This window comes from Flavihumibacter petaseus NBRC 106054 (assembly GCF_000974785.1).
Lineage (GTDB): Bacteria > Bacteroidota > Bacteroidia > Chitinophagales > Chitinophagaceae > Flavihumibacter > Flavihumibacter petaseus.
On sequence record NZ_BBWV01000003.1, the window covers coordinates 506942 to 525204 of the forward strand.

Genomic DNA, 18263 nt, shown 5'->3' on the forward strand with positions numbered 1-18263 from the left:
CGTTCTCCCGACCATCGGGCAGGCATGGTCGACAACACTACCATCCGCCGCCCAGGGCCCGGTATAACCCGACGGATAATTTTAATATGTCACGTTGCTGTTCGGTCAATTCAAGTTCTGCATCGAGTGCGCCACGTTGTGCGCTGATCACTTCCAGGTAGTTCGCATAGCCTGTGTAATATAATTCGCGGGCTGTCCCTACGGCGGACTGCAGCACGGTAACCTCTTCCTGTTTCAGCTGGTAAGCTTTGGTGGAATTATCCAGGCCTGCATGTAATGTTTTGACTTCCCGGTATGCCTGCAATAACCTTTGCTGGTAACGCAAGATGGCTTCACGCTGCTCGGCATGCGCGATCGCCTGTTCTGCCTTTAGTTGCATCCGGTTGAACAGGGGAGCCGTGAGGCCGGCAAATGCACCATAGGCAAGGGATGCCGGCTGGAATAGCAGCGCCGCTTTGAACGCATTGAAACCGACATAAGGGTTGAGCGACAGAGAAGGAAAGAATGCCTTTCCGGCTGCTGAACTCAGGTAACCGGCGGCTGCCACCTGGTGACTGGCTTCCAGGAGATCAGGTCGATTGCCGAGAAGATCGGCAGGACTACCCGGCAGTGCTGAACTGCGGGGTACTGCATCCAGGCTGATGCTGTCCCGCGAAATGGCCCCGGGGTAACGGCCGCAGAGGGCATTCAGTTCATTTTCTGTTGCCGTGATGGCCTGGCTGATACCAAACACCATCGCCTTCGTACGCAGCCATTGCGCCCTGAATTGTTGAACCGCAAGCTCCGTTGCCTTCCCTGCGTCCTTCTGCACTTTCACTACTTCGAATGCTGCTTCCTGGAGCGCACTGTTGCGGTTAACAATTTGCAGTTCACTGTCCAGCGCCATAAGATCATAGTAAAGCTGTGCCACGGTGGCTACCAGTTCAGTCTGAAGTGCCTGCCTCCCCATACTGGTAGCGAGCAACGCCTCGGCGGCAGCCTTTTGCCTGTCTTTCAGTTTGCCCCAGATATCAATCTCCCAGGTGCTCCGGAAACCGACAAAGAAGTCGGGTGTAATGCCGGTAGGGATCTTCTGATCCTTGTCAATATTGCCTGACAGGTTGGTGTCAAAATTGCCCACACCATTCATCGTATAATCACCGTAGTGATCACCCGAAGCAGAGACCGCTGCATTGACCAGTGGCAACCTGGCACCACGGCTCATCAGGAGCCTTGCTTTGGATTGTTCCATTCGTTGCCAGGCAATCAGCAGGTCGGGGTTGTTCCGCAGCGCGGAGTCGATCAGTTGCTGAAGATGCACATCCGTAAACCAGGTCTTCCACGAAATTCGTTGGTAGGGCGCTGACTGCACACTGCTGTCATATGATACGGGTACCGTTTTTACTTCCGGCAATGATTGTGGCGGTCTGACACTGCAACCCACTGCCAGGGTTGCCAGCAAAATGATATAGACGAAAAAGTTATGCCGCAACATTTTTTTTCTTTTTGTTTTCAGACAGCGATGCGAAGAGGACATACAGCCCGGGTACAAGGAATACACCGAATATCGTTCCGATCAGCATTCCGCCGGCGGCCGCCATGCCGATGCTCCGGTTACCCATCGCACCTGCACCACTCGCAAGGCAAAGCGGTATCAGTCCCGCCACAAATGCAAACGATGTCATCAGGATGGGGCGAAGCCTCGATATCGCTCCTTCCTTCGCCGCTTCGAGGATACTCAGGCCCTCTTTTCTTCTGAGGATCGAGAATTCAACCATGAGAATGGCGTTCTTGCTAAGCAGCCCTACCAGCATTACCAGGGCCACCTGCGCATAAATGTTGTTGTCGAGTCCGGCCATCGTCAGGAAAAGCCAGGAGCCGAAAATGCCCGGAGGAAGGGAGAGTATCACGGCCATCGGTAAGGCAAAACTCTCATACTGCGCAGCCAGCAACAGGTAAACAAACACCAGCACCACGGCAAAAATGGCAATTGTCTGATTTCCGGAAAGCACCTGTTCGCGCGTCATGCCGCTCCACTCGTAGGTGTACCCCTTCGGCAATGCAGTGGCCGCTACAGTTTTGATTGCATCCACTGCTTCACTGCTGCTGACACCTTCCCGCGCTTCACCCGTCACCATCGCAGCAGTATACATGTTATAGCGGCTGATCTGTTCCGGACCAAACACCCGTTCAAGCCGGATAAAGGTGGCAAACGGAACCATCTCCCCGTCACTGTTTTTCACATGCAGGTTAAGTACATCTTCAGGCTTTGCCCGGTACTGCGGATAAGCCTGCAGCATCACTTTGTACATCTGGCCGAATCGGATAAAATTCGTCGCATAATAACTCCCCAGCAAGGTTTGCAACGTGCTCATCGCGTTGTCTATCGTAACTCCTTTTTTGGCTGCCATTTCCTGGTCAACATGAATCAGGTATTGCGGGAAATTCGGATCGAAGCTGGTAGATGCCGTAGCAATGGCTTTGTGTTGCTTCAATTGTTCCAGGAATTTTTCCGTCACGGTCGCCGTTTCTTCAAGACTCGCACCGCGGTTCCGGTTAAGCAGCCTGAGTTCGAACCCGCTGGCATTGCCAAAACCGGGCACGGTGGGCGGGGAGAAGAATTCGATGGTAGCGTCTGTCAGGTGCCTGGTCCGGCTGTTGAGTTCTGTGACGAGTTGCGGAACGGTTTTGTCGCGCTTATCCCAGGGCGTCAGGTTGATCATGGCCATGCCATAGGAAGCGCCCGAAATTTCACTCATCAGGCTGTAACCTGCCAGTGTACTGATATTTTCTACATTCTGCAGGGAACGTGAGATCTGGTCAATGCTATCCAGCACACGCTCAGTTCTTTCAACCGTGGAGCCTGGCGGCGTGGTCACATTTACATAAATCATGCTCTGGTCTTCCGTGGGAATAAATCCGCCGGGAAGAAATTTGCCATTCAGCCAGACGAGCCCGCAAAACACAAAGAAGAGCACCACCGTAATGATCCGCCTGCCTGCAATGCGCGATACCATGCGGCCAAAGGAATTTTCCGTAGCATCATAACCTTTATTAAAAACCTTGTAAAACCGCTGCAGCCAGCTTCTTTTCACATTCGTATCATGGCGCATCAGCAGGGCACAGAGTGCCGGCGTGAGCGTGAGCGCATTGACACCGGAAAGCACAATCGATATGGCGAGTGTGAGGGAGAATTGCCGGTAAAATACGCCGACGGGCCCACTCAGGAATGCCACCGGCACAAATACGGCGGACATGACCAGGGTGATAGCGACGATGGCGGGACTAATTTCTTTCATCGCCTCGATGGTCGCCTCCAGTGGTGGCAGGTGTTTGGTAGTCATCTTGACGTGTACCGCCTCCACCACCACGATCGCATTGTCCACCACGATACCGATGGCCAGCACCAGCGCAAAGAGGGTCAGGATGTTGATGGAGAAACCCAGCAATTGCAGGAATGCCAGTGTACCCACCAACGCTACAGGAACAGCCAGGGCAGGAATCAGCGTACTGCGGAAATCCTGCAAAAAGATAAACACAACGATGAACACGAGAATGAATGCTTCTACGAGGGTATGCAGCACAGAAGAAATACTGGCATCCAGGAACCGGGATACATCATAGGCGTAATTGTAGGTCATGCCCGGCGGAAAGCCTTCTTCCTTCAATTGTTCCAGCTTGCTTTTGATCTCGTCGATTACCTGGCTGGCATTGCTGCCCGGCCGCTGTTTGATCATGATAGACGCCGAAGGCCGGCCATCTGTTTTGGACGCCATATCGTAGCTCACGGTACCGAACTCAATATCTGCAATGTCTTTCAGGCGCAGCAATGAACCGTCCGGTTGAGACTTTAGCACTACCTGCTGATATTCCTCCGGTGTGCTGAATTTGCCGGTGTATTTCAGCACATACTGCTTCACCTGCCGGTCTTTCCCGGAATTCTCACCAATTACACCAGGGGCAGCTTCAATATTCTGCGCCCGGAGGATCTGTATCACTTCCTCACTGGACACATTGTAGGCCAGCATCCGGTCCGGCTTCAGCCACACACGCATCGAATATTCCCGCGCACCCATAATGTCCAGGAAGCCCACGCCATCGATCCGCTTCAGTTCAGGCAATACATTAATGTCGACGTAATTGTAAATGAACTCTTCATTCATGCTGTTGTCGGTGCTGTAAATATTCAGGTACAGCAGCATGCTGTTCACTTCTTTTTCCGTCACTACTCCCGCCTTGATCACTTCTTCCGGCAATTCATCCAGTACAGTGGTCACCCGGTTCTGTACATTCACCGCGGCCTGGTCAGGATCGGTGCCCACTTCAAAGAAGATCTGCACCAGCGTGGTACCATTGTTACTGCTGATGGAGTTCATGTAGGTCATTCCGGGAACACCGTTGATCGCACGTTCAAGTGGAGTTGCTACTGCATTGGCACAAACTGCGGCATTAGCACCGTTATAATTGGCCGTTACCACAACACTGGGGGGGACGATATCAGGAAATTGTGTGATCGGCAGGGTAAACAGCGCCAGCACACCCAGGAGTGTAATAAGGATCGATATAACAAGAGAGAGGACGGGGCGCCGGATAAAAGTCTCAATCATTGAAAGCCTGGTTTATATAACGCGGCTGGATAACCGAACCGTCCCGAATCTGTTGAATGCCCTCGGAAACGATGGTTTCTCCCGGTTGCAGTCCGTCAGCCACCAGCAGGTACTGATCCATCCTGCCATTGGCCCGGATATCACGCATTTTGACAGTATGCTGGCTGTCCATTACAAAAACATAGTTCTTGTCCTGTATTTCAAACACCGCTTTTTGCGGCACCATCATCACATCTGCCACATTCCTGGTGAGGCTCACTTTTCCTGTTGCGCCATGTTTCAGGATCCGGTCGGGATTGGGGAATTTTGCGCGGAAGGCGATGGAGCCTGTTTTTTCGTCAAATATGCTTTCCATAGTTTCCACGACGCCGGTCTGCGGATAACGGCTGCCGTCTGCAAGTGTAAGGCCGATATCATTGAGGCTGGGCTTGTTCTCTTCCTTCGATTTCATGAAATGCAGGTACTCATTTTCGCTCACATTGAAGTAAGCATAAATGGCATCAAGATTGGAAATCGTCGTGAGCAGACTGCCTTCATCTACCAGGCTGCCGACCTTAAACGGCAGGCGGTCGATCACACCTGTAAACGGGGAACGGATGAAGGCGTAAGACAGCCTGATGCGCGCATTCTCAGCGTGTCCTTTAGCCTCCTGCACACGCGCTTCCGCAGATTTTACTTTTGCAGCAGCGAGTGACAATTCAGAAGCGGAAATAATATTCTTCTCTACCAGTTTTTTTACCCTTGTCTCTTCCAGTCTTGCCGTTTCCGCCTCTGCTTCAGCATTTTGCACCAGTGCATTCGCCTGCGAAACCTGGTTGCGGAGTTCAGCGTCATTGATCCGGAACAAAGGCTGTCCCTTGGTTACCGCCTGTCCTTCATCGATCATGATCTCTTCCAGGAATCCCTGGATCTTGGCGCGGATCTCGACATTCTGCAATGCCTGTAAATCGGCTACATAAGATTTGACCATTAAAGTGTCCAGCTGCTGAACAGTAACGACCGGAAGTTTGAGGAGTTCCTGCTTATTGTTGTCGGGATGTCCTTTTGCACTGCAGGCGCATTGCAGGATAATGGCACCGCCTATCAGCACGTGCAGGTAACTGAATTGGAATGTCATGATAATTATACGAATTGGCAGTGCAATCTATTCAACCATGATCAGAGGCTTTGCGCAAAAGGATTAGAAAGAAATTAAAAAGCGTTATAACATTTCTTTAAGGATGTTGCATGAGTGCATGTTTCATTTCGGATACATGGGCTAACATTTCATCACGCAACTTCGACAATTCAGCAGGTAGGGCAGGATCACATCGATGCATCACCGCAAATTTGCTGCACAACCTTAGTTATGAAAAGAACATTTACCCACAACCGCATTTCCTGTGCCCTGATCCTGCTGATGCTGTTGTCAGCTTTCCGGCTGACAGCCCAGGAGGAAATGCTTGGACTTACCACCAATGGTGGTCCGGAAGGGAAGGGCACCCTGTATTCCATTAAAACAAACGGTGCCGATTTTTCTGTGGTGAACGGATTCGCCGATTGGGGTGACGGACCGCTGGGCAACCTGACCAAAGGCGCGGATGGTGACTTTTACGGCATGACCTACCAGGGCGGCACCTATGGGTATGGCACCATCTTCAAAATGACTGCTGCCGGAAAGGTTACGGTCATTAAACAATTTGACCTGACCAACGATGGAGGATACCCGAAAGGAAGTCTTTTGCTTGCTACAGATGGCAACTTCTACGGGTATGTAAGTGGCGGATCGGTAAACAATGGTGGTGCTATATTCAGACTGACTCCTGCCGGTGTATATACGATCGTCAGGAGCCTTAGTGTCAATACGGATGGCGGCCGTCCGCAGGGCAAACTGATCCAGGGAACTGACGGCAATTTGTACGGCATGAACTATGCCGGTGGCAGTGGCAGCTATGGAACAATTTTCAAATTAACCCTTACCGGTACCTATACTGTTTTGAAAGCCCTGAAACAAACGGATGGCGGAAACGCCTACGGCAGCCTTATCCAGGCAAAAGATGGCAATCTCTATGGCATGACTTATTGGGGAGGCGGTACCAATTTCGGTACTGTCTTTCGCATTACCACAACAGGCGTGTATACTATTCTGCGTTCTTTCACTCCCGCAACCGACGGCAGTTATCCCTGGGGTGACCTGGTGGAAGGGAAGGATGGTTTTCTCTATGGCATGTGTGCGAACGGCGGTGCGAATGGCAATGGCACTATTTTTAAGATCAGCACAGCGGGACAATTCACGTTGTTGCGTGCACTGAGTGCTGCTGTAGAAGGTGGTAATCCTTCCGGAAACCTGATCCAGGGAACGGATGGAAACTTTTACGGGTTAACGAAAAATCTTGCCGGTGGTTTTCACGGTTCGGTGATAAAGATGACACCTGCCGGCGTTGTAACTGTACTGAAAAAATTTGAACTGGCCACAACGGGAGGTTATCCCGGTGGTAGCCTGTACCAGAATACAGATGGCGTCCTTTATGGCATGACCAATGACGGCGGCACAAATGCGCATGGTACCATCTTCAAGGTGACTACTGCAGGCGTATATACTGTACTGGCAGCGTTAAGTGGTTCAACAGTTGGTAACATACCACAAGGTGCGCTGGTGATCGGGAAAGACAGCGTGCGTTACGGCGTCAATCGTAATGGCGGTGCATATGGATGGGGCACAATTTTTAAATCCTGCGCCGGTTCGCTTTCGGTGGTGAAGTCTTTCAATAAGAATGTGGATGGCGCCAACCCGGTGAACACCCTGTTGCGTGCCACTGATGGTAATTATTACGGGATGACAGAAACTGGTGGCACGAATGGTGGTGGAACCATTTTCAGAATGACTGCAGCGGGAGCCGTTGCCGTGATCCGTCACCTGAAAGCAACTACTGACGGCAGCAATCCCAAAGGCCCGCTGGTGCAGGGTCCTGACGGCGCGCTGTACGGTATGACCAGCGGCGGCGGAACAGGCAATTCCGGAACCATCTTCCGGATCACTACTGCCGGAGCATTCACGGTGCTGCGTCACCTCGTAGCTTCAACAGATGGCTCGGCTGCAGAAGGCGGACTTACCGTCGGCAAGGATGGATTGCTGTATGGCCTGACTTCCTATAATTCCCGCTTTTTCAAGATCACCACAGCGGGTGTATTTACCGTGATAAAGACGCTGACCTACGGAACAGAGGGCAACGGTTTTACGGGTTCCCTGTTGCTTGCTAAAGATGGCTTCTTCTATGGCAATAACAGTACCGGTGGCAAAAGCAGTGCAGGAACCATCTTTAAGATTACCACTGCAGGCGTGGTTACCGTATTGCGTAGCCTCACCGCCACTACTGATGGCAGTGCTCCGAAAGGCAGCCTGATGCAGGCGGCAGATGGCAACCTCTATGGCATCTGCACCGGCGGCGGTACCAACAAGGCAGGAACACTGTTTCGCATATCCACTGCCGGAAATTTTGCCGTATTGCGGCATTTCAGTTTGCTGAAGGATGGTGGTGTGCCTTCCGGCGGACTCATCCTGGCGCCTAAAAATAATCTCATCGCAGCAACCATTGCTGCGCAAACACTTGCCGAAGATGCCACCAAAGCCGTTGTGCTGGGTGGAAACGGGGGAACGCCGCAGGTATTCAACATTACTGTTGCACCGAAAAACGGAACACTATCCGGTACCGGCGCCAACCGTACCTATACGCCGAGACTGAATTTCAACGGCGTGGATTCTTTCAGCTATACGATCAGCATTGGTTGCATGGCGTCCAAACCTGTGGTGGTGAAGTTTACCATTACTCCTGTGAATGATAAGCCAGTACTCACCGCCATTCCGGCGAAGACAGTTGTCGCCGGCACAAAACTGACATTTGCCGCAAGAGCAACTGATCCCGATGCAGGAGCAGTAATAAAATACACACTCGTGAGTCCGCCCACTGGCGCAACTATCGTCGCTACCACTGGCGCCTTTACCTGGACGCCATCGGCAGTGGGCACTTACACCATATCTGTGCGGGCAACCGACAATACCAACCTGTTTGATGAAAAGCCGGTAACCATCACCGTTACGGCGGCAGTAGCTGGCCTGGCTTCTTTGTCTTCCATTGGTGCTGAAACCAAAGTGTCCGGGTATGGCGAAGGCAAATTGTATCCGAACCCGGTTTCAGGCGAAAGCTGCAAAGTGCAGCTGCAGGAAAGTGCAACGCATATCAGCTCACAATTGTACAATGCAGGAGGTCTGTGTGTGGGCAGGAACATCCATCGTGCAGCGGCCGGCAACCTGCTGGAAATCGACCTTCGCGATATTCCCGCTGGCAGCTACTTCCTGGTTATTCAAACGGAAAAGATCAACTATCGCTTTACGGTAGTAAGAGTCAAATAGCAATACTGGTCAAGGGGTTGGCTGGCAACCGGCAGCGGGAAATTCATTTTCCTTGTTGCCGGTTTTTTATTTTTTCCAACGCCTCCGCCATTTCCTTCACCTTACCCGGATACTGGGAAGCAAGGTTGTCTTTCTCGCACGGATCCTTTTTCAAATGATACAATTGCGGAAGCGGTGAATTGCCGGTTTCAATATTGGTCCTTTCCGGATCAGTATTGGCGGGCCCGTTATTGGGAACAATATATTTCCAGTCTCCCTGCAGGAAACCATATGTGGATCCCTGTTCTACCAGTTCATTCCGCCCCTTGCTGCTTTCCCCGAGTAATGCCGGCAGCAGGCTTTCACTGTCGGCCGCTTCACCAGCCGGTACACGCTGCCGCAGCAGGGCGCTGAAACTCGCAAGCAGATCGACCTGGCAGATCAATGCATCCGAAACGCCTTTTTTTGCACCAGCCGGCCAGGTCACAATAAATGGTACACGTGTTCCCGCTTCCAGTACACTGTATTTTCCACCACGCAGTGCACCCCATGGCGTATGACCATTCAGCTGAGAAACAGCACCGTCCATATAGCCGTCATCCAGTACCGGTCCGTTGTCGCTCGTAAATACAATGATGGTATTTTCGCGGATGCCCGCGGCATCCAGTGCATGCAGGATCTGTCCAACGGACCAGTCCAGCTGCAGTATGGCATCTCCGCGATAACCCAGTCCGCTTTTACCTTTGAACATCGTCGAAGGCACTCGGGGCACATGCGGCTCGGTCAGGTTATACACCAGGAAAAAAGGTTTTGAACGGTGGTCGCGGATAAACCTGCGGGATTCTTCCAGGAAGGTGAGCGGCATTTCTTCGTCCGTCCACCTGGCCATTTTTCCGCCTTTCATATAACCTATGCGGCCAATACCGTTCACGATGGTCTGGTTATGACCATGGCCGGGAGTGGCCTGCATTTTCAGGAGTTCCGGATGTTCCAGCCCGGTGGGCTCATCACCCACTTTTTTGGCATAATCCACCAGGATCGGATCAGTAGTGTCCAGGCCGATCACCCGGTGATTTTCGACAAATACAGTCGGCACGCGGTCTGCTGTTGCCGGAAAAATAAAGGAATAATCGAACCCTGTTTCATTGGGACCCGGGGAGATGGTTCCATTCCAGTTCTTTTCCACCTGCGTGCCGAGCCCAAGATGCCATTTGCCGACGATGCCGGTATGATAGCCAGCATTTTTAAACACTTTGGGAAGGGTGATGCGGTCGGTTGGGACGATTAATGCAGCATCGCCTGGTAATATACCCGTGCCGCTGCGCCGCCAGGGATACTGACCGGTCATCAGGGCATACCGCGATGGTGTACAGGTGGAGGAGGTGCTGTGGGCGTTGGTAAAGCGGATGCCGCCGGCTGCCAGCTGATCCAGGTAGGGCGTTCGCAGTTTGGTAGCCCCGTAACAGCTCAGGTCTCCGTAGCCCAGGTCATCTGCCATGATGAGAATGACATTGGGAGTTTTGTTTTTCACCGCCTGGGCGGTGGCAGTCATTGTGATACTACAGGGTAAAAAGCCGGTCAGCAAGGCTGATAGAATAATTGCCGGGAAACGTTTCGTCCAATTCATGCTGCATGTTACGAAATCTGGCTTTACCGATGGAGGGCTTTGCCCATTGGCTTTGACTGCCGGAGCTTTAGCGAAGGCAGTAGCTTTAGCGAAGGCAGTAGCTTAGCGAAAGTGGGAAATTTATTAAACTCAGTGAAATGAGCCACCACACTGCATTTCACAAAACTAAACGTTTGTATATGGTTATTGTAAATATGTGGTTATGCTGCCAACGCGCGCACACATAATGGTTGCTCCAGCAGTCAAGAAAGATTTTCAAGCCCGGGAAGAGATAAGTTTCACGTTTGAAAGTTTCCCGGCTCTCATTTTTCCGTTTGACAATTTACCCGATTTAAGAAAACGGAATTTAAGCGAATTATACACATACGCTTCTGAAATTCAGTGTGGTGGCTCATTTCACTGAGTTTTATGAATTGCACTATTTTGAAAATTAGATACCCCGCTCATCCGGGGGAATCCATTCAGCCGTTTTAACAATCGGAAAAATTTGCTGGATAACAGTGACTCCAGACCCCAAACCTCAAACTCCAAACTTTTCCTAATAACAAAACCCATGCAACTGCATGGGTTTCAGAAGGGAGGCTGATGGGTCTCGAACCCACGGCCTTCAGTGCCACAAACTGACGCTCTAACCTACTGAGCTACAGCCTCCGTAAAGGGGCACAAAAATAGGGAAATTTGGCATTCGCGTTGCAATCTCCTGAAAATTATGTTGAAAGGAGTGGAAACCGCTCATCATAATCAGCTGTTAAATGGCCCCCCTGACAACAAGCCATGTCCATTTATCGTTATTTTTGGAACAATGCAAAAACTGGTTGAATTTATGTTCAGTAGAAAAAGCTTACCCGTGCTGGTGATCGTACTTTCCTGCGCCCTTTTCATCGGTTTCCGCTCCCTGGGAACCGGCCGTAGCGATCCTCCCGGCAAATATGAAAAAATATTGCACAATGTCGGCGACATCCTCGCCCAGGTGCACTACAGTCCAAAGAAAGTGGATGACGAATTCTCCAAAGAGATTTTTACCAAATACTTCACGTCCATTGACGGTGAAAAGAACGTTTTCCTGAAATCTGATATTCAGTCCCTCAAAAAATTTGAGACAAAGCTGGATGACGAGATCAACGGTGGCCCGGTGGAATTCGTTCCTGCCGTTTCCGCAGTTTATAAAAGCCGCGTACTGGAAGCCGAGACCATGTCAAAAGATATCCTGTCCAAACCTTTTGAATTCACTACCGATGAATCTGTAGTGCTGGAGCCGGAAAAGCTCGACTTCCCCAAAAACGAAGCGGAGAAAAAAGACCGTTGGCGCAAACGCCTTAAATATATGGCCCTCGAGCGCTATTCCGAACTGATGGATACCCAGGAAAAAATGAAGGGTAAGGAAGGCTATGTAAACAAGAGCAATACTGACTTCGAAAAGGAAGCCCGTGATAAAGTGACCAAAGTGGTCAACCGCATGTTCGAAAGGCTGAAGCTGAAATATTCAGACGACGACCGGTTTAACCAGTATGTAAATGTGGTGACCAACACCATGGATCCGCATACCTCATTTTTCCCGCCGGTAGACAAGCGATATTTCGACGAACAGATGAGCGGCCGTTTCTTCGGCATCGGCGCCTCTCTCCAGGAGTCTGATGGTGTGATCAAGATCGGGTCTGTTATTACCGGTTCGCCAGCCTGGAAAAGCAACCAGATCACTGTTGGTGATGTGGTGATGAAAGTTGCCCAGGGTGCGGAAGAGCCCGTTGACCTGACCGGCTTTACTACCGAAGACGCAGTTAAGCTGATCCGCGGTAAAAAGGGTACGGAAGTGCGCCTCACCCTTCGCAAGAATGACGGCAGCATTAAAGTGGTGCCCATTATCCGCGATGAGATCGTGCAGGACGAAGCCTTTGCCCGCAGTGCGATCGTCGGAAACGGCAAAAGCAAAATCGGCTTTATCTGGCTGCCCGAATTCTATGCAGACTTCGACAACCCCAAAGGCAACCGTTGCGCGGTGGACGTAGCCAAGGAGCTCATCAAACTGAAAGAACAAAAAGTAGATGGTGTGATCATGGACCTCCGCAACAACGGTGGTGGCTCTTTATATGATGTGGTACAAATGGTGGGTCTCTTCATCGAAGACGGACCGATTGTACAGGTGCGTGACCGCGATGGCAAACCCAGTGTGATGCGTGACCGTGACAAATCCGTATTGTATGATGGCCCGCTGGCAGTCATGGTAAATGAATTCAGTGCTTCTGCTTCTGAAATATTTGCAGCAGCGATCCAGGATTACAAGCGCGGTATTGTGATCGGCAGCACGTCAACCTACGGAAAAGGTACAGTGCAGCGGAATATCGGGCTGGATAAAGAAACCGGCATGTATTCGTCCAACAGCGAGTTGGGTACGATCAAGCTGACCCTGCAGAAGTTCTACCGGATCAATGGTGGTTCCACGCAACTGCGTGGTGTCAATTCTGATATTGTTTTGCCTGATGTACTGGAAAAGTCCAAGGTTCGTGAAAAAGATGATCCGGACGCACTTCCCTGGGATGAGATCCAGCGTTCTCCCTATACCACCTGGAAAGCGCCGTACGACCTCGATGTAGTAGCCCGCAACAGCCAGACCCGGGTGAATGCCAGCGAAGCTTTCAACAGCATTAAAAAGAATACAGAATGGCTGGCGGAGCAAAACGACAAAACCTATTCCCTGAACCTGGAGAAGTTCCGTTCAGAGAAGAAAAAAATCAGTGCCACCGTAAAGGAACTCGAAGGCTATAACAAGCTGAAGACAGAACTGGCCGTTGATGATGTTCCCGGAGAAGATCAGCGTTTTGCAACTGATACCGATAAAATGGAACGTTACAAGGCATGGAAGAAGAACCTGCGTACAGATATTTACCTGGACGAAGCGATCAATGCGGTGAATGATATGGTTTACCAGCGGAATATCGCATTGGGCAACCGGCAGGTTTTGACGCCGGCTACCCAGCAATAAGGTTTACAGGTACCGTTCCTTAATAATATTCATGTGGTGTTGCACATGACCGGCAAGAATAAAACAAAGTGCCGCAGTGCTCATCGGATTATCACTGGCAGTCCCTTCGGCTGCCAGTGCTTCTTTAGTGAAGCTGCCAACCATCTGGATATTGCTTTTGCGGAGACGCATGAATTCTTTGATCATTTCTTTCCAGCCGCGGGCAGTGGTATCTGCTTTTTCCGCCCAGGAATTCTCATCGAAACCAGCCAGGGGCGTCGTGTCGAAACGCCCGATTCGCAGCGCCCTGTAGGAAAATACTCTTTCGGCGTCTATGATGTGTTGCAGTAACTGTTTGATCGTCCATTTTCCTTCCGCATAAGCATAGTCGATTTTGGAAGCAGGGATCTCTTCCATGAATGCCCTGAATTTGCGGGTATTTTTTTTCAAAGTTTTCAGCAGATCATCACTTTCGGCGAGTTTGATGTAATTGGCGTAGAAATCGCCGTAGACCAGGTGGTAATTGTTTTTCATTTCCTGAAGTTACAAACTGTGCGCTTCACTAACACATCCTCCATCCCCGGACATTAACTACTAAACTTATAAACATATAAACTACCAAACAACAAAAAACCCCGCACTGCGGGGTTTCCTTATTACACGCTTTTTTGTCTTATCCTCTGTTGCCTTTTTTGAGGCTTGATCCTGATTTTTTCATTTTCTGCTTTGGCTGTTGCTGAAGGCTGTCGGCCAGTTTAACGGCTTCGTAGGCATTCAGGAAACCACCGGAAGCACTGATCTCTGAAAAATCTTTCATTTCATCAGTACCGGGTACTTTCACCTTTTCGTCCGTGTGCGAAACACTTTTCTCAACGATCGCTTTGATCTGAGCCGGCGTCAGGTTGGGGTAGTAAGTGAGCAGGAATGCTGCAACACCTGTTACAACCGGGGCAGCCATACTGGTACCCTGCTGGTTGCCGTATACATTTCCACCGGGAAGGGTAGAGTAGATGCGGGTGCCGGGAGCAAATACATCCACTTCTTTCTTACCATAATTGGAGAAGGATGCGGTATAGGAATTGAAACCGGGCTCAGCCAGCGGATCGCTGCTGGCGCCAACGGTGATCCAGTTACTGGCTTTCAGTTTGGATGCCGCGAAATGCGGGTTCGGGAAATTATCGGTGGAATCAACATTTTCCGATTCATTGCCTGCCGCATGAACCAGCAAGACGCCTTTGGATTCTGCATATTTCACAGCATCGTCCACCCAGCGCTTTTCCGGGGAAAAGCTTTTGCCAAAGCTCATGTTCACTACCCTGGCGCCATTGTCAACAGCATAACGGATAGCCAGTGCCACATCTTTATCATGCTCATCGCCATCAGGCACGGCCCGGATCATCATGATCCTGACATTATCAGCCACACCATCCATGCCGATATCATTACCCCTTTTTGCACCTATTATACCTGCCACGTGCGTTCCATGGGAGGGCGTATTGGCCATTACATCGGGATTGCCGTAGTAACGGTCGTTGAAATCATCATAGTTGTCCTTTACGATCTCGCCGCGGAAATCCTTCGGTGCATTTTCAGCAGCTTCACGCTTACGTTCTTCACCGTTTACATAGGTTGAAAATCCTTCGATGAATTCACCGTTCGGTGTTTCCATCATATCGAATGCCTTGAAAATATAGAGCATGCCAGCTTTGGCCTTCTGGGCCTGCGTGGTAGTGGGAGTAAACGCTTCCAGTTCGGTTCCGGAATAGGTTGTTTTACCCATTGCCTGTTGCAGGAGGCTGTCATTTTTGATGCTCGTTTCGAGCGCACGCTTCAGGAAGATCAGGTCGGCGCCACCGCCGCTGGCATCTCCTTCCACTTTTACCTTGGCTTTCAGCCACATCTGGTATTGATCTTTTTCTTCTCCTTTCAGATTCTCCGGATTGAATTCCGGCGCTGAAAATTTCGCCTTGAAACGGTGATACACACGGGCCGCTTCATCACTGTCCTGCTTTACATTTCGGCCATCCTTTCCACCCAGGAAATTCCAGCCGTGTACATCATCAATGTACCCGTTCTTATCGTCATCAATACCATTTCCCGGAATTTCTTTGGGATTTACCCAAAGGATGTCTTTGAGGTCTTCATGAAGGGTGTCGATACCGGAGTCAATGATGGCAACGATTACGGTCTTACCCGGTTTGCCTTTAACAAATTCATAGGCTTTATTCATGCTGATACCGTAGTATCCGTCCTGAGAATAATCGCCAAGATGCCAACCTTTAGGGATTTCTTTCTTCACAACCGACGTGGTACCCTGTGCCTGGGCAACATTGACCTGAAATGTGGCGAATAGCAATCCGGCAGGCAGGATTAAAAAGTGCTTCATTCAAACGATTTAGTGATAATGATACAAATAGACGTCAAAAACGATCTTTTCGTTTACCGTTCCTAAAATTTATGGCCTTATTAAAGATCAAATTTAATGCCCTGTGCCAGCGGAAGGCTGTTGGAATAGTTAATTGTGTTGGTTTGACGCCTCATGTAAGCTTTCCAGGCGTCACTGCCGCTTTCGCGGCCACCCCCTGTTTCCTTTTCCCCGCCGAAGGCGCCACCGATCTCTGCCCCGCTGGTGCCGATATTTACATTGGCAATGCCGCAATCGCTACCGGCGGCGGACAGGAATTGCTCGGCTTCCCGGAGATTCAGGGTCATAATCGCGCTGGAAAGTCCCTGCGGAACACCATTCTGGTAAGACAGAGCCTCCTCGATGGTATCGTATTTCATCAGGTAAAGAATCGGTGCAAAGGTCTCATGCTGAACGATCTGGAAGGAATTGGAAGCTTCCGCCACACAGGGTTTTACATAGCAGCCGCTTTCGAATCCATCGCCTTCAAGGGCGCCGCCCTCAACAATGAATTTGCCGCCTTCTGCCTTACATTTTTCGATAGCAGCGAGATAGGATGTAACAGCATCCTTATCGATCAGCGGACCCACATGGTTATGCTGGTCGAGCGGATTTCCGATACGAAGCTGTCCATATGCCTTTACCAGTTTCCCCGTAAACTGCTCGTATACGTCCTTATGAATGATCAGGCGACGCGTGGTGGTACAACGCTGACCCGCCGTGCCTACCGCTCCAAAAAGAGCGCCGATCAGGGCCATATCCAGGTCAGCATCTTTCGAAATAATGATGGCGTTGTTTCCGCCCAGCTCCAGGATGCTGCGACCCAGTCTTGAACCAACGGCCGCACCAACAGCCTTACCCATGCGGGTAGATCCGGTAGCCGAAACCAGCGGAATCCGCGCATCAGCAGACATCCATTCACCCAGTTCGCGGCCGCCGTTGACCAGTCCGCAGACACCTTCCGGTACGCCGTTCCGGGCAAACACTTCAGTAATGATATTCTGGCAGGCAATGCTGCAAAGGGGTGTTTTTTCTGATGGCTTCCAGATGCATACATCCCCGCAAACCCAGGCCAGCATGGTATTCCAGCTCCAGACGGCAACAGGGAAATTAAACGCGGAGATAATGCCTACAATACCCAGCGGATGCCACTGCTCATACATCCTGTGCCCCGGCCTTTCGCTGTGCATGGTAAGCCCGTGAAGCTGGCGGGAAAGTCCAACCGCAAAATCACAGATATCGATCATTTCCTGCACTTCGCCCAGGCCTTCCTGGAGGCTTTTTCCCATTTCATAAGAAACCAGTTCACCCAGCGGCTGTTTCTTTTCACGCAACACTTCTCCGATCTGGCGAACCACTTCACCACGGCGGGGTGCAGGCCATTTGCGCCATTCTGCAAAGGCGCCCTGTGCAGCCTGTACAACAGCTTCATATCCTACTTTATCAGTTGTTCTTACTGATCCGATCAGCTTGCCGTCAACCGGTGAATAGGAGGAAAGCTCTTCACCCTGGGAACTGATCCATTTCGTGCCGGTTGATGTACCCTCATTCTGTGCATGAACATTCAGCTGTTGTAGAAAAAGCATGGCTTACAATTTTAGCCGCCAAAGGTAGTTGAAGTAGTTTAGAAGTTTGGGAGTTTAGAAGTTTAGTTGTTTGAACCCCGGGGTGGGGAAGGTTGAAGTTGGGGTTTGGGGTTCGGGCTTCGCTCACCGGCATTGTCAGACGTAGCGATAGCGAAGGCTGAAGCTTGAACGAAGGTGGGGAATTAATGTTTAACCATCTGGGTGACAACAGGCGGGGCAAGCTGGCTTTTTTTCTTAAAACCGGCAATTTCCATGTAGTGAACCCCCTTATTCGTGTAGTGGGCTCCTACCTACAAACCACGATTGCATTCCCCTGATATTCCCTTAACAAGGTATGTGAAGAAGCCGTGATGAGCATGTGAAGCGTAAAGGAACCTGCCTGTTTGAGGGAGAGGTGCCTTTTGCAGAAAAGACCAATTTGAAAAACTCAGTGAAATGAGCCACCACACTGCATTCTATACCCGTATGTGTAATAGCCGTTTCCAATCGTATTTATTGAACAGGAAATTTGTTAAGCGGGAAATTTATGAAGGAACAGCCGGGAAAATCCTGATGAGTATCAGCGTTAAGGTAAAACAATTCCTCCGCTGGCAGTATCGCCCGGGAATATACAATTTAGAGCAACCGTATATAAACGTGTAAATTTTTGAAACGCAGTGTGGTGGCTCATTTCACTGAGTTTTTCAAATTGCAGATTCTCAGAAAAGCAGTATCCAGGGTCTGTGGGCTAAG

General features: G+C 50.5%; 9 protein-coding genes and 1 tRNA gene. 2 read left to right on the top strand and 8 right to left on the bottom strand.

What is annotated here, in order from left to right:
• Positions 1-37: 37 nt before the first annotated feature.
• The 3 genes from FPE01S_RS17540 to FPE01S_RS17550 are packed head-to-tail and all read right to left on the bottom strand — an operon-like array spanning position 38 to position 5703.
• The gene (locus tag FPE01S_RS17540) at positions 38-1474 is read right to left on the bottom strand and encodes a TolC family protein (protein WP_046370333.1); all 1437 of its coding nucleotides are present in this window, start codon (positions 1472-1474) and stop codon (positions 38-40) included.
• Positions 1461-4586, bottom strand: coding sequence for an efflux RND transporter permease subunit (locus tag FPE01S_RS17545; RefSeq protein WP_046370334.1), 3126 nt, complete (start codon positions 4584-4586; stop codon positions 1461-1463). The genes FPE01S_RS17540 and FPE01S_RS17545 overlap by 14 nt, the downstream gene beginning before the upstream one ends.
• Positions 4579-5703, bottom strand: a complete 1125-nt coding sequence (locus FPE01S_RS17550; protein WP_046370335.1) for an efflux RND transporter periplasmic adaptor subunit — start codon at positions 5701-5703, stop codon at positions 4579-4581. The genes FPE01S_RS17545 and FPE01S_RS17550 overlap by 8 nt, the downstream gene beginning before the upstream one ends.
• Before the next feature lie 231 nt (positions 5704-5934).
• On the opposite strand from FPE01S_RS17550, the gene FPE01S_RS17555 reads away from it, so the two are divergent.
• The gene (locus FPE01S_RS17555) at positions 5935-8976 is read left to right on the top strand and encodes a choice-of-anchor tandem repeat GloVer-containing protein (RefSeq protein ID WP_046370336.1); all 3042 of its coding nucleotides are present in this window, start codon (positions 5935-5937) and stop codon (positions 8974-8976) included.
• Positions 8977-9019: 43 nt separating this feature from the next.
• Here the strand turns inward: FPE01S_RS17555 and FPE01S_RS17560 are convergent, their stop codons facing one another.
• Positions 9020-10582 carry a sulfatase family protein gene (locus FPE01S_RS17560; RefSeq protein WP_052955968.1) on the bottom strand — a complete coding sequence of 521 codons (1563 nt, stop codon included), beginning with the start codon at positions 10580-10582 and terminating at the stop codon, positions 9020-9022.
• Between the two features lie 577 nt (positions 10583-11159).
• Positions 11160-11233, bottom strand: a tRNA-His gene (locus tag FPE01S_RS17570).
• A 172-nt stretch (positions 11234-11405) separates the two neighbouring features.
• On the opposite strand from FPE01S_RS17570, the gene FPE01S_RS17575 reads away from it, so the two are divergent.
• Positions 11406-13562 carry a carboxy terminal-processing peptidase gene (locus FPE01S_RS17575; RefSeq protein WP_046370697.1) on the top strand — a complete coding sequence of 719 codons (2157 nt, stop codon included), beginning with the start codon at positions 11406-11408 and terminating at the stop codon, positions 13560-13562.
• Positions 13563-13565: 3 nt separating this feature from the next.
• Here the strand turns inward: FPE01S_RS17575 and FPE01S_RS17580 are convergent, their stop codons facing one another.
• The 3 genes from FPE01S_RS17580 to amaB form a co-directional block, all read right to left on the bottom strand.
• On the bottom strand, positions 13566-14075 hold the full coding sequence (locus tag FPE01S_RS17580) for a DinB family protein (protein ID WP_046370339.1): 510 nt from the start codon (positions 14073-14075) through the stop codon (positions 13566-13568).
• Between the two features lie 139 nt (positions 14076-14214).
• A complete protein-coding gene (locus FPE01S_RS17585; RefSeq protein ID WP_046370340.1) occupies positions 14215-15927 on the bottom strand; it encodes a S8 family peptidase in 1713 nt (570 codons plus the stop codon).
• Between the two features lie 80 nt (positions 15928-16007).
• A complete protein-coding gene (amaB, locus tag FPE01S_RS17590; protein ID WP_046370341.1) occupies positions 16008-17531 on the bottom strand; it encodes an L-piperidine-6-carboxylate dehydrogenase in 1524 nt (507 codons plus the stop codon).
• Between the last annotated feature and the right edge of the window lie 732 nt (positions 17532-18263).

What these genes read in the sequence shown, in the direction of transcription:
- FPE01S_RS17540 (WP_046370333.1), bottom strand. Translation starts at nt 1,474, where the DNA reads ATGTTGCGGCATAACTTTTTCGTCTATATCATTTTGCTGGCAACCCTG.
- FPE01S_RS17545 (WP_046370334.1), bottom strand. Translation starts at nt 4,586, where the DNA reads ATGATTGAGACTTTTATCCGGCGCCCCGTCCTCTCTCTTGTTATATCG.
- FPE01S_RS17550 (WP_046370335.1), bottom strand. Translation starts at nt 5,703, where the DNA reads ATGACATTCCAATTCAGTTACCTGCACGTGCTGATAGGCGGTGCCATT.
- FPE01S_RS17555 (WP_046370336.1), top strand. Translation starts at nt 5,935, where the DNA reads ATGAAAAGAACATTTACCCACAACCGCATTTCCTGTGCCCTGATCCTG.
- FPE01S_RS17560 (WP_052955968.1), bottom strand. Translation starts at nt 10,582, where the DNA reads ATGAATTGGACGAAACGTTTCCCGGCAATTATTCTATCAGCCTTGCTG.
- FPE01S_RS17575 (WP_046370697.1), top strand. Translation starts at nt 11,406, where the DNA reads ATGTTCAGTAGAAAAAGCTTACCCGTGCTGGTGATCGTACTTTCCTGC.
- FPE01S_RS17580 (WP_046370339.1), bottom strand. Translation starts at nt 14,075, where the DNA reads ATGAAAAACAATTACCACCTGGTCTACGGCGATTTCTACGCCAATTAC.
- FPE01S_RS17585 (WP_046370340.1), bottom strand. Translation starts at nt 15,927, where the DNA reads ATGAAGCACTTTTTAATCCTGCCTGCCGGATTGCTATTCGCCACATTT.
- amaB (WP_046370341.1), bottom strand. Translation starts at nt 17,531, where the DNA reads ATGCTTTTTCTACAACAGCTGAATGTTCATGCACAGAATGAGGGTACA.